11 protein-coding genes and 1 pseudogene are annotated in these 13,701 nt (G+C 42.2%); all 12 read right to left on the minus strand.

Annotation, left to right across the window (positions count from 1 at the left end; translation table 11 throughout):
* Window positions 1-228 precede the first annotated feature (228 nt).
* A protein-coding gene (gene prfB, locus BFJ94_RS17010; RefSeq protein ID WP_120463727.1) for a peptide chain release factor 2 occupies window positions 229-1,342 on the minus strand; the annotation gives its coding sequence in 2 pieces (ribosomal slippage) (window positions 229-1,269 and window positions 1,271-1,342; 1,113 coding nt in all).
* Between the two features lie 143 nt (window positions 1,343-1,485).
* Window positions 1,486-3,993 carry a preprotein translocase subunit SecA gene (secA, locus tag BFJ94_RS17015; RefSeq protein WP_120463728.1) on the minus strand — a complete coding sequence of 836 codons (2,508 nt, stop codon included), beginning with the start codon at window positions 3,991-3,993 and terminating at the stop codon, window positions 1,486-1,488.
* Between the two features lie 222 nt (window positions 3,994-4,215).
* Window positions 4,216-4,764 (minus strand): ribosome hibernation-promoting factor, HPF/YfiA family, encoded by a 549-nt coding sequence (gene hpf / locus BFJ94_RS17020; protein WP_120463729.1) that lies wholly within the window; start codon window positions 4,762-4,764, stop codon window positions 4,216-4,218.
* Between the two features lie 494 nt (window positions 4,765-5,258).
* Window positions 5,259-5,456, minus strand: a complete 198-nt coding sequence (locus BFJ94_RS17030; RefSeq protein WP_068778981.1) for a cold shock domain-containing protein — start codon at window positions 5,454-5,456, stop codon at window positions 5,259-5,261.
* Between the two features lie 134 nt (window positions 5,457-5,590).
* On the minus strand, window positions 5,591-6,301 hold the full coding sequence (locus BFJ94_RS17035) for a hypothetical protein (protein ID WP_120463731.1): 711 nt from the start codon (window positions 6,299-6,301) through the stop codon (window positions 5,591-5,593).
* Between the two features lie 48 nt (window positions 6,302-6,349).
* Window positions 6,350-6,847 (minus strand): VanZ family protein, encoded by a 498-nt coding sequence (locus tag BFJ94_RS17040; protein WP_120463732.1) that lies wholly within the window; start codon window positions 6,845-6,847, stop codon window positions 6,350-6,352.
* 3 nt (window positions 6,848-6,850) lie between these two features.
* Window positions 6,851-7,885 (minus strand): SDR family NAD(P)-dependent oxidoreductase, encoded by a 1,035-nt coding sequence (locus tag BFJ94_RS17045; protein ID WP_120463733.1) that lies wholly within the window; start codon window positions 7,883-7,885, stop codon window positions 6,851-6,853.
* The gene (locus tag BFJ94_RS17050; protein WP_120463734.1) at window positions 7,866-9,236 is read right to left on the minus strand and encodes a UDP-glucose dehydrogenase family protein; all 1,371 of its coding nucleotides are present in this window, start codon (window positions 9,234-9,236) and stop codon (window positions 7,866-7,868) included. The genes BFJ94_RS17045 and BFJ94_RS17050 overlap by 20 nt, the downstream gene beginning before the upstream one ends.
* A gap of 99 nt (window positions 9,237-9,335) precedes the next feature.
* Entirely contained in the window at window positions 9,336-10,586 is a 1,251-nt protein-coding gene (locus tag BFJ94_RS17055; protein WP_120463735.1) for an oligosaccharide flippase family protein, read from the minus strand.
* A gap of 34 nt (window positions 10,587-10,620) precedes the next feature.
* Window positions 10,621-11,229, minus strand: coding sequence for an acyltransferase (locus tag BFJ94_RS17060; RefSeq protein WP_205571033.1), 609 nt, complete (start codon window positions 11,227-11,229; stop codon window positions 10,621-10,623).
* Between the two features lie 42 nt (window positions 11,230-11,271).
* Window positions 11,272-12,228 (minus strand): annotated as a pseudogene (locus BFJ94_RS17065) (IS30 family transposase).
* A 118-nt stretch (window positions 12,229-12,346) separates the two neighbouring features.
* Window positions 12,347-13,648, minus strand: coding sequence for an O-antigen ligase family protein (locus tag BFJ94_RS17070; RefSeq protein WP_120463737.1), 1,302 nt, complete (start codon window positions 13,646-13,648; stop codon window positions 12,347-12,349).
* Between the last annotated feature and the right edge of the window lie 53 nt (window positions 13,649-13,701).

Consider the following 13,701-nt stretch of genomic DNA (forward strand, 5'->3'; position numbering starts at 1 on the left):
ATTACTCCGAACACCATTGTCCGTCGGTTGTGGCATCGAGCTGGTACATGTAGTGGACGCTGGACATTCCCCTATTCGTTGCGGGTAACTGTTGCGTTCGTCGGCGGGTTATTGTCGCTACAGTCTCCTAACAAAAAAATTCCTACACCCTCCGGGAGAAATGGACGAGATCTAATCAGAGCTTCTCTTCCCAGTTCCCCCAAAGATGTGTAGGAATGATTATGCTAGTTATTGTACTTCTGTTCTAATCTGGCTACGCAAATACCCATCGATGAATGGATCGAGGTCGCCGTCCATAACAGCGCCGACATTACCGGTCTCCACGGAGGTACGGTGGTCCTTCACCATGCTGTAAGGATGGAATACGTAGGAGCGGATTTGGCTGCCCCAGGCGATCTCGGATTGTTCACCGCGAATCTCATCCAGCGCTTTCTGCTGTTCTTCCAGCTTGCGTTCATAGAGCTTGGAACGGAGCATGGTCATCGCCTGCTCGCGGTTCTTGATCTGTGAACGTTCATTCTGGCAAGTAACGACGATGCCGGTTGGCAAGTGGGTAATCCGTACGGCCGAGTCGGTCGTATTGATATGCTGACCGCCCGCACCGCTGGCCCGGTACGTATCGATCTTGAGATCCTCGGTGCGAATCTCAAGATCTACGTCATCAGTGATCTCCGGCACGACATCGCAGGAGACGAATGAGGTATGTCTACGGCCGGAGGAATCGAACGGAGAGATACGCACCAACCGATGCACCCCCTTCTCAGCCTTCAAGTATCCGTAGGCATTATAACCTTTAATCAACAGCGTTACGCTCTTGATCCCCGCCTCATCACCCGGCAGATAATCCAGCGTCTCCACCTTGAATCCGCGTTTCTCGGCCCAGCGTGTATACATCCGCAGCAGCATAGAGCCCCAATCCTGTGACTCGGTGCCTCCGGCGCCTGGATGCAGCTCAAGGATGGCATTCATTTTATCATAGGGCGCACTTAATAATAACTGAAGCTCAAAATCCTCCAGCTTCTTATGCAGCGAGGCTACGGACTCAGAGATTTCAGCGATTAATGATTCATCATTCTCCTCTTCAGCCAGCTCCGCCATCACCACGATGTCGTCATACTCCTGCTGCAAAGCATTATATTGGTCAACAGAGGATTTGACGGCATTCATCTCATTGATCAAGGCCTGCGCCTTGTCATTATCATCCCAGAAATCCGGTGCCGCCATCTTCTCTTCATAGTTCGCGATCATTTCCCGCTTCAGGTCTAAGTCAAAGAGACCCCCTAAGATTAGTTAGTCGCGCAGCCATTTCTTTCATGTCATGCTTTACACTTGGATCGATCATGCTGTTTAATCACCTTCCTGTATATGAGATTGTTCAAAAAGTATTTATGCTCATTTTATCCATTTATAGTTCCATCCACAATAGGACGCCCGCCAAAATACAAAACGGGAAGCCTTCCGATCACGGAAGCTCCCCGCTGGCCATTATGCGTTCTGTCCGTGGCAGTGTTTGTATTTCTTACCGCTGCCGCAAGGGCAAAGATCATTGCGTCCAACCTGTTCGCCGCGCTTCACTGGACGTTTCTCCGCTGGCTCTCCGCTGGTCGAGATTTTGTCCTCATCCACGACCGCTTGACGCTCCTGATTCGTCTCGATTTGCGCCTTCATAATGTAAGTCGCAACCTCTTCCTGGATGGCAGCAACCATCGCATTGAACATTTCATAGCCTTCAAATTGGTACTCACGAAGTGGATCGGTACCGCCGTAAGCACGAAGGTGAATACCTTGGCGCAATTGATCCATCGCGTCGATATGATCCATCCATTTGCTGTCTACGGCACGCAGAGCGATAACTTTCTCGAATTCACGCACCAGCTCAGGACCGATCGCTTGCTCACGAGTATCATATTTCGTCATTACTTTCTCAAAAATGAACTCGACCATTTCATTCGCTTCTTTACCCCATAGATCATCACGGGTAATTGCGCCATCTTCCAGCATCTTCGTATTTACGTAATCAGCAACTTCCTGCAGCTCCCAGTTCTCTGGAATATCATCCATGGTGTGAGCTTCTACAACGCGCTCGATAACTGGCTTGATCATATCTACAACGATTTGCTTGATATTCTCCGATTCAAGCAGCTCGCGACGCTGTTTATATATAATTTCACGCTGCTGATTCATCACGTCGTCATATTGCAATACGACTTTACGCACGTCGAAGTTGTTCCCTTCAACCCGTTTCTGGGCGGATTCAACAGCTCGTGTAATCATTTTACTCTCAATCGGCTGATCCTCTTCGAAGCCAAGACGCTCCATCATGTTCATGACGTTATCGGCACCGAACCGCTTCATCAATTCATCGCCAAGTGACAGATAGAATTGCGTCGAACCCGGGTCACCTTGACGTCCGGCACGACCGCGCAGCTGGTTATCAATCCGGCGCGATTCATGGCGCTCTGTACCGATAATATGCAAGCCGCCAATATCAGCTACACCCTCGCCAAGCAAGATATCCGTACCACGACCCGCCATATTGGTAGCGATCGTAACGGAGCCGGGCTCACCAGCACGCGAGATAATCTCGGCTTCTTCAGCATGGTACTTGGCGTTCAGCACTTTATGAGGAATGCCTTTGCGCTTCAGCATCTCATCAAGGAGCTCGGAGTTCTCAATCGATACCGTACCGACCAGAATTGGCTGGTTCTTTTTATGGCGCTCAACGATCTGTTCCACAACAGCCTTGAATTTGCCCTCTTCGCTCTTATAGACCACGTCCGGCATATCCACCCGCTGATTCGGACGGTTCGTCGGCACTTGGAGGACTTCAAGTCCGTAAATCTTCTTGAACTCTTCTTCCTCGGTCTTCGCAGTACCGGTCATCCCTGCCAATTTGCGGTACATCCGGAAGTAGTTCTGGAACGTAATCGTAGCGAGCGTCATGCTCTCGTTCTGAACCTCGATGCCTTCCTTCGCTTCAATTGCCTGATGCAGGCCATCGCTATAACGGCGGCCCTGCATAATCCGGCCCGTGAATTCATCGACGATCAACACTTCATCTTCCGTCACAACATAATCCACGTCACGGCGCATAATGACATTCGCCTTCAACGCTTGCGTAATATGGTGGTTCAGCAGAATGTTGCTATGATCGTATAAGTTATCGATACCGAAGGCTTTTTCCGCTTTGGCCACCCCTTTTTCAGTCAGGGCAACGGCTTTGACCTTGATATCCACCGTATAATCCTCTTCACGTTCAAGCTTCTTCACAAAACGATCCGCGAAATAGTAAAGCTCCGTGGATTTCTGAGCCTGTCCGGAAATGATCAGTGGAGTACGTGCTTCGTCGATCAGGATGGAGTCAACTTCGTCAATAATACAATAGTAGAGCGGACGCTGTACCATTTGCTCCTTATAGAGCACCATATTATCACGCAGATAGTCAAAGCCGAACTCATTGTTCGTACCATAAGTAATATCGCAAGCATAGGCCGCCTGCTTATCCTCATGCTCCATGCCGTTCAGGTTAATCCCGACAGTCATGCCGAGGAAGTTATAGATTTGACCCATTTGCTCGCTGTCCCGTTGCGCCAAATAGTCGTTAACCGTAACGACGTGTACGCCCTGACCTAAAAGGGCATTCAAATAAACCGGTAGGGTGCCGACCAGGGTCTTCCCTTCACCGGTTTTCATCTCGGCAATTCTTCCTTCATGCAAAGCCATACCGCCAATCAACTGAACATCATAGTGGCGCAGACCCAGCGTTCTCTTGGACGCCTCTCTTACTGTAGCAAAAGCTTCCGGGAGCAGTTCATCCAGAGTCTCACCCTTCTCGATCCGTTCACGAAACTCTGCCGTTTTCCCTTGCAATTGCTCGTCCGATAAAGCTTCGAATTCAGGTTCCAATTTATTGATAATATCTACCGTCTTCATAAGACGTTTAACGTCACGTTCATTCGTGTCGCCAAATATCTTCTTCATTAATCCTAGCATGATTTACCCCTTTCACGCATATACAGATGATTTGCCTAAATTGTAACAGTTTGTAATCAATGCCGCAACAAGCGACATCACCCGGAGCCGTAAGCAATTTGCTCCTATATGAATAAAGAGCCCTATCCGATAAGCGGATAAAGGCTCGTTCCTTTTACTTCAATTGAAAGAATTACCATCTACATTCCCACAATCGTCATGAATGGATACGAAGTGTTACAGCTATTTCTGCTCGATTAATCCATACTTGCCATCGTTCCGTCTGTACACTACATTCGTCTCATTCGTCTCGATGTTAGCAAATACGAAGAAATTATGGCCTACCATATTCATTTGCAAAATAGCTTCTTCCACATCCATTGGCTTCAGATTGAACTTCTTCGTCCGAACTACCTCGAATTCGTCTTCTTCCACATCGCGAGCATTTCCGTTCACTGGACCTTCAACGAATAGATTCTTCAAACCGCTCTCCTGACGGAATTTACGGTTAATCTTCGTCTTATGCTTACGAATTTGGCGTTCCAGCTTGTCCACAACCCCATCGATCGATGCGTACATATCATCACTGCGATGCTCGGCACGGAGTACTACGCCTGTAAGAGGAATTGTGACTTCGACCACATGCAAGCCTCGTACTACACTCAGCGTAACGTTCCCACCTGTAGTCGGCGGTACATCGAAGTACTTGTCAAGTCGGCTGAGCTTCTTGTCTACGTATTCTCGCAAGGCTTCTGTCACTTCAATTTGTTGTCCTCGAATACTATAATTCATAGGGCACTCCTCCTTTGACTTTGCACCTTTATTATATCACACATATTAACCCAAAGTAAAAAATGTAAAAGGCAAGTTAATGTCAATTTGTGGACAAATAGGTGGGGTAATTTCATGGCCCAATCTGACGTATAGAGAGCTAATCTGGCTCCAGCCGGAAAGGCAGGATTTCCGCAACTTATGTCGAATTTTGGATACTAGAGGGAGGTTCGAATGGGATGTTTACAAAATCCAGGCTTGAGGTATTATTGCGTCAACTTGCCACATTAAAGAGAAAATATCCAGAGGATAGCGCATTCTATGATAGTAAAATCAGTGTCATGAAGCAGAAGTACATAAATTATCGCAAAGATCTAGAACATGATTCCAAACGATATAGAGTTCTCGCTTCACAAATAAAGACCCTGGAATAGTCCAGGGTCTATTGCTAGCGAATCTTCAATTCTTAACCATCATACATTATATGTAGGTCGCGGCGATTATGGCCGGGATGATTATAATTTGATTACGTTAGCTGCTTGTGGTCCGCGAGCACCGTCAACGATTTCGAATTCTACGGATTGGCCTTCTTCCAAAGTCTTGAAGCCTTCGGATTGAATTGCGGAGAAGTGTACAAATACGTCGGTTCCTTCTTCAGTTTCGATAAAACCATATCCCTTTTCTGCGTTAAACCATTTAACTTTACCTTGCATGCACTAACATTCCCTTCATTATCAAGTAAGAGTCCGTCCTATAGAACAAGCCCTCACTGTTGACTATACCACCCAAACTTCTCCAGTGTCAATTACCAAAGAAAAGGTTTTATTGTAATTTTTTCGTTAAATCATTATTTACCAGATACCTTAGTGACTTTCTTCATCATTTCCGACTTTTTATTCGCAATTGCCTGCTTATACTCCGATTCAGCCTTCGTAGCCAATTCATTATCAAGCCCGGCTTCCTTCAGCTCGTCCTTCATTTGATCCAACAAACTGTTGAACGTACTATCTACCTTGCTCTGCAGCTTATTCGCCGCACTCATATAAGTAGATGATAGATCCGCCAAGGAGCGTCCTGTCCGATAATCCTGGAGGGCATTCTCTGCAAGCGTGTCCAGCTTGGATAGCGCCGTTGACTCCAATTTCTTGAACACCTTCGAATACTTATCTTCGATTCGCTTCTTCTCATCCTTGGGAGCATCCGAATGGGTAGAATCCTTAGCGTTCGACGATTTCCCGCCTTCAGCCTGACTGCCATCCGTACTTGGCTCTTGACCATTCTGCTCAGATGTAGCATTGCCCGATGTTTCCTGGCCATCCTTCTCACCCTTAGCCGTATCGTCAGGATCACCACTAAGAACAGAATCGAGATCACCAAAATCCGAGAAATCAAAAAAGTCCTGCTCTACGCCAATATCTGCAGCCTGGATATCCCGGTGTGATATATAATAGTACCCGCCATATCCGCCGCCGACCAGCACAACCAGAACGATCAGCGTGATCCATAACGGCTTCCGGCTCTTTTTCCGTCTCTTCCGCTTTCTTCTTACTTCATTCATCACATTACCTCACTGACATCAAATAATGCGGTTATTATATCAGTTTTCTCAACTAGCGTCATGAGTCTTACGGCGCTTATGTATCCGCTTCATCAACAAGAGCATCAAGGCAGCTCCGCAAATCGCCCCCGCTGTATCAATCAGGACATCCTGAAATAATGGCGTCCGATCCGGCGTCAAGCTCTGATGGAACTCATCCGAGCAAGCATACAGGAACGAAATTAGAACAGCGAGCACATAGCCTCGCCAAGCCTTCCTCGTATTGAGCGCATAGACAAGCGTGAAACCTAACAAACCAAATATCGAGAAATGCGCGCCTTTACGTATGAGAAACTCAATAAAACCGGCCTTTCCTAACGTTAACACACTCACCTCTTTACCTGCATAATCAAAACTCACACCTGACATTCGCTCCGCCAGAGAGCTCGCAATGAAATTCCCCTCAATATCAGGCCGCAAATCCTGTGCATGATAAGGTTGAGAGGAAAATATGAAAATGGCTAGCATAACAAGGATGGCCGGCAGCCATCGGAGTAGGTTGGACATGGGTTACCTTTCTATTTTGTAATACTGGACATACCACTCAGCAAATCTCCGCAGCCCTTCTTCAATTGATGTCTGGGGTTTAAAGCCAATAGCCTCCTGCAACAAATCCGTAGAAGCGTAAGTGGCTGGTACATCACCTGGTTTTATGGGTTCGAATTGCTTAATAAACGATACTTCTTTACCGAGGGCTTGTGTTAATGCTCCCTCTAATGCCTGAATAAATACCATTAATTTCTCAGGTTGATTATTGCCAATATTATAGACTTTGTGCTGGACACTCTCCTCTGGCGCAGGCGGATTATTTAATAGACGCTCAATTCCTTCAACAATATCATCAATATAGGTGAAATCCCGATAGAGATCTTTTTCGAAATCCCCGTCATTAAAGATCTGTATAGGTTTCCCGGCAAAATATTTATCCGTAAATCCGAAATAAGCCATATCCGGCCGTCCCATCGGGCCATATACCGTAAAGAAGCGGAGTCCTGTTGCAGGAATTTTATATAGATGGCTATATGTATAAGCCATCAGCTCGTTTGATTTTTTAGTGGATGCATATAATGAGACAGGATGATCTACAAAATCACTTTCTTCAAAAGGTACCTTCTTATTCGCCCCATAGACCGAGCTAGATGATGCATATACTAAATGATCAACAGGATAATACCTACAAGCCTCCAGTATATTAAAGAAACCAATGATGTTGCTCTGTATATAAACATCCGGATTCTCTATAGAGTATCGAACTCCAGCTTGAGCAGCCAAGTTAATAACTATATTCGGCTTATATTCTTCGAATACCTTAAATAACGCTTCTTTATCAGCAATATCACTCTTTATGAATGTGAACTGCTCATATGGGGCAAGTTGCTCCAGACGATGGTATTTCAGATTGACATCATAATAATCATTTAGATTATCTATGCCAACCACTTTACAACCTTGATTTAATAATTTATCAGCTAAATGATATCCAATAAAACCAGCTGCCCCCGTAATGAGGTACACTTTACTAGAATCAAGCGTTTTGTAATTCAAGCTTATTCGCCCCCTGCATTCCCGCTCTAGTCACAGACGGTCTTCCGATAGAATGATACTCAACCCCAGCGTCCTGCATGTCTTGGACACTATAGATATTCCTTCCGTCAAATACAAGAGGAGTCCTCATTAACTCTCTATATTTATGAGGCAATACTGCCTTCACTTCTCCCCATTCGGTAAATATGAAACATACATTAGCATTCGCTAGAGCTTCTTCAATATCAGATACATAGGTAATAGTCCCTTTATCGATTTGCCCTTCCGGGAATTCCTTGGCGAATCGATCAGCACCGACCGGATCATAGGCGTAAATATTAGCCCCTTGCGCTAACAACACAGGTACATTCTCAAGAGACGCGGCTTCTCTCAAGTCATCTGTGCCTGGCTTAAAGGTTAATCCCAGAACAGCAACCTTTAGACCATTAAAAGTAATAAGTCTCTTGCTAGCCTTCTTATACAACATCGTTTTCTGCTCTTTATTTACTTCTATAGCAGCTTTAACCGTTTTGAGTTCATATCCATTCTGCTTGGCTATGTATTCTAGCGCCTTGGTATCCTTAGGGAAGCAAGAACCACCGAAGCCGATCCCTGCATTCAAGAACTTACTTCCGATCCGTTCATCATAACTCATTCCCTTAGCAACGTCCTGTATATCTGCACCCAATAACTCACACAGATTCGCAATATCATTCATATAGGATATCTTCAGGGCAAGGAAATCATTGGAAGCATACTTGATCATTTCTGCTGATCTTCTGTTAACAGAAACAATCGGCAAATAGAATGGCGCATATATTTCCTTCAACATCGCTTCCGCCCATTCACTCTCAGTCCCAATGATAATCCGCTCAGCATGTAAAGTATCATGAACTGCAGAGCCCTGTGCCAAAAACTCAGGATTTGATGCTACTTCAACTCGAACATTGTTCACTAAGAAATCCTGAATAAACTGTTCTACCTTGTCGTTCGTACCCACGGGAACCGTAGATTTAACCACAACGAGACAATCCTTCTCAATAGATTCAGCGATCTGCCTCGCCACGGTTGCTATGTATGAAAGATTCGCAGAGCCATCTGGCTGTTCCGGTGTACCTACTCCAATGAAGATAGCATCGGCATCCCGATAAGCTGCCTTATAATCCGTCGTATAATCAATTCTTCCAGCAGCATGGTTCTTCTGCATCAACTCTTCCAAATCTGCTTCATAGATCGGAGAAACCCCCGATTTCATTAAAGCAACCTTATCTTCATCCACATCAACACAAGTTACTTGATGCCCTTTCTCGGCGAAGCATACACCTGCGACTAAGCCGACGTAACCGGTTCCTGCTACTGCTAGTTTGTACATATGTTATCACCTTTCTATACTAAATTAACTTAAATTCCGCTTATGTTTTAGCATTTAAATGACTCTCTATTCGAGATTTTACCAAAATCATACTTTATGTTATCTCTTTAGTATTATTGACTTAATTTTTTTCATTTCATTCTCGTTAAATAATACAATCTCTTTAATAGCTATGTTATACCGTTTGATAAATGAGAGTAATAAAATAATACCACTAACAGAATAAGAAATAATCGACGATATTGCAGCACCGCTAATACCCATAAAAGGAATTAAAATGTAATTACCTATAACATTTGCAATGACAGCTGCTATTAGTATAAAGAAGGAAATCTTTTGATTACCATTTGAAATATAGAGAGTATTCAAAATCTTAAAGAAAATCATAGGTATACAACCAACAAATAACAGCAATGTTACTGAATATGAGGCTATATATTCTTTACCATACATTAAATAAAGGAAATCCTTCCCTAACAATGAAAAGCCTATGATAATTATGATAGACAAATATATATTAAACTTAATTCCAAAAACAATATCTTTCAAAGAATTATCTTTAGCAGTTTTATTAAACAAAACATCTTTGAAAGCATCGGGTATTAACCAAACAATTCCTGCTAAGGTCACCCCTACACTATAGATACCTATGTCGCTATAATCAACAAATTGTTTAAGTATAATAGTATCAACGCTGTAGTTTAGGACTATCAATAATGAAGTAACCATAGGAAATAAACTGAATTTTAATATATCTAACATAAAATAAAAATTTATTTTTAAAGAATACGGATAAAGCTTATTGCTAGTAATAAATAATAAGCTTTCAAGCACAATTTTGATAATATAAATGTAGATTATGATCTCTAGATTATTATTAGTAAATAAATAGATAATCAATAAAAAAAATGCGTAGATTGCCATCGAAACAATAGTGATATAGTTTCTTTTATTTACATTTGCAACTAATGACATAAAGCTAATTTGCATGTTAAATTGACTTAATATACTTATAATCAATATAAAATTCAAAATTCTTTCTTTATAAAACACATTGATAATTAATAGTAAAACTATATATAAAATCAATTGGAAATAAAATATATTCACAAATTCCTGAGATGCACTATCCCCATTTTTTTTTTTGAAAAAAGTATATGATTGACCAATACCTAAATTTAGAATTAATGCTAGTATTCCAACAATATTTAAAATATATGAATATTCCCCCTTAAGACTAGGCCCAAGATATCTATTTAACAAGACCGAAGTAATCATACTTAAAAATACCAAAATAAACTTCGTCATTATGGCTACAAAATACTCGTTGCTTCTAACCTTATGCGCCATTACTTCTCCTCTTCTTCTCAATACAAAATGTGAATTACTTCCTCTTTTTTATAACCTTCGCCGGAATCCCTACAGCAATGGAAAAGGGAGGAATTGACTTGTTTACAACGCTTCCAGCTCCTATAACGCTTCCCCTGCCAATAACAACACCATCTAGTACTTTAACCCCTGCTCCCAACCAAACATCATCCTCGATAGTAATCCCCTCCCTCGTCTCACCTTGAAATGTAATGGGTATATTCGGGTCACTAAATATATGATTTGCCGGAATCAAAGTACAGTTTGTGGCTATTCTTACGTTATTTCCAATCTTCAGGCCTCCATTTCCATTGATATGACAAAAGGAATTAATGCTACAATTTTCACCTATTTCAATAGATCCACCATAGGGCATAATGCAAACCCACTTAGATATACTAGTATTTCTTTTTATTATTACTTTTCCTGAATTTGGCCCCCAGTATACTTTGCTTATAATGCATCCCTTTCCAATAGATAGATTGGGAACCATCATCATTAAGATAAAATTATGAATTGGGCTAGATACTCTTTTAAACCGGTATTTAAGACTTTGACATACTTTGCCAATTATTAATATATTCCTCACCCACTTTTCATAAAATATTTTTCTGTGAAAATCCAAACGCTCGTTTGATTGAATATCGTCTTTTTAAAAGACGGATTGTCAAGGCAAGTGCGACAGTTCCTCTGAAAAAGATTCGCGAGCGGTTCTCCATCCCAGACATTTTCGTGGTCTGTGGTTAATCAGATCAAGAGCATGGTGTAAAGCCTCGTCCGTAACTTGAGCGAAGTCCGTTCCTTTGGGAAAAAACTCTCGCAAGAGGCCGTTGGCGTTCTCATTGGAGCCTCGTTGCCAGGAGGAATACGGATCAGCAAAGTACACCTGTATGCTATGGGTGGCCTCCAGATTGGTGTAGCAAGCAAACTCCTTGCCACGATCTGCTGTAGCGGTTTGAAAGGCTCCGATAGGATACTCAGAAGCAACTACACCAAAAGCGATCTCCATAGACAACGCTGTGCGGTCTGGCATCCGAATGGCTTTGTACAAGCGCGTTTTACGCTCAATGAACGTAGCTACACAGCCCTTGCTTTTCCCACGGCCTGAGACCACCGTATCGAGTTCCCAATGACCAAACGTTTCCCGAGACCGTACCTCTTTGGGACGCTGAGAGATAGACTTGCCCACGGTAAACTTGCCACGCGTCTCAGCAGGCTTCTGCCGCTTGCCTTTGTGTCTGGGAACGGTGAGGATGCCTTTGGACAACAGGCCCGCGTACAGCCAGCGATAGATCGTTTTAAAGCATACGATGGCTTGCTTCTCCTGCCGAAACCGCTATGTGATCTGCTCCGGAGACCAGGTGGCCTGACGCTTCTCTTCGATGACTCTAGCCAGCTCCGGCGTCCACTTGCCTTCGGGAACCGAGGTTTTACGACGCTGGGTATAGCTCTCCTGGGCTCGCTGTGCACCATAGGTCTCCTGACCCTCGTGACGCTCCAGTTCACGGCTGATGGTGGAATGATGTCTGCCGAGCTCTCTGGCAATCGCTCTGGCACTTTTCCCCTGCTGGTGGAGGATTTCTAGCTTGCTGCGCTCGATTATGCTAAGATGTGTGTAGTTCATGGTGGATTCTCCTTGTGTGTATGTAGGGTGTAGGAACTTTCATTCTACACGAATCCGGCCATGGGCTCTTTTTTATTTATTTCCAGCAGGTGTCGCACTTCATTTTACAATCCGTCATTTATAAATTACCATCTTTCAATTTATATCGCTCATAAACCCCAATAGTCACCCCCATTAGTATCCATGGAAATAAACCCACTCTTATTTCTCTAAAAAAATAATAACCTACCGAAAAAACTTGATAGCTAGCGAGTCCGACGAAAGATGCTGTTAAGAGCATTAGGGAGGCCCTGTTTTTTGTAGATTTTCTCATGTTCTTCAAAAAGTAAATTAGCAATATTAAGACTAGAGCGTACTGTAGTATAAATCCTAATGCGCCATATGTCACCAATATGTTTACTGGCTCTACTTCAACGCCATATGAAAGGACACTTTGATTTACTACTTGTTTAGACAACCCAAACAAATAGTGAAAAGGGTTCTTTAATAGAGATACAAAATACGCTATTTGATCAACTCTACCCCCACCACTCGTTTCAAATAAAACTCCCCATCTATACACCATTTTTACAACAATTGGATTACCATTGTTATAAAGATAAAGAAATATTGAATAAATTACACTTGAAACTAAGATTAAGTATATTGTTGGCTTGAAACTTTTTCTATTTATATAAACGCTTACTACATAGAAAAGAAAAACTGAAAATACTAAAGCTAATATTCCTGCTCTGGCTTGACTTGCAAAAATATTAATAATAGATAAAAGCATTAAACTAGTTGATAAAAATTGGTGCTTTTTATAGTAACTAAATACAGAAAATCCGTATACAAAGAAAAATGTAGCTAATCCTCCGTTTGCAGTGGCATGTTGAGCTAATCCGTGAACCCTAATACCAACCATTGTTCTATTCAATTGTTCTAATTGTCCTGAAAAATCGTTAAAGGGATACAATCTCACTAAAAATTCTCTACCTGGCCATGGAATCCATTGAAATAAACCTATTAACATTCCTATATTTAAAATTATTAGGAAATACTTAATAAAAATATCTGCCTCAACTTTCCCATTATAAAATATTACTGTAAATAAGATTATTGTTAAAAATTTCGCTATATACTGTAATGAATCTGTTGGAAAAATAAATTCACCAAAAACCGTTACTGTCCCGTATAAAGTTGATAAGAAAATTTCAATTAGTATTAATAGAGAAAATAAAATCAGGGTTTTTTGAAACTTAGGTACTGTTATCCATCCAAAAATAATGCATAGGAGAATCATTATCCCTAAGGGAATGAATAAATATAAAACTGGCATACTAAACTGTCTGATGCTGATTATTGGCATTATGCTCAAAAAAAGGATTATAAACAATAACTGGTTATTAATCTTTAATGTTTCTTTTTGAATGTCAATCACCTCATTTACCTCTGAAAAACTTAACTATTCAATTTTCGTTATCTTTAGAATTT

The organism is Paenibacillus aceti, assembly GCF_003614185.1.
Classification (GTDB): domain Bacteria; phylum Bacillota; class Bacilli; order Paenibacillales; family Paenibacillaceae; genus Fontibacillus; species Fontibacillus aceti.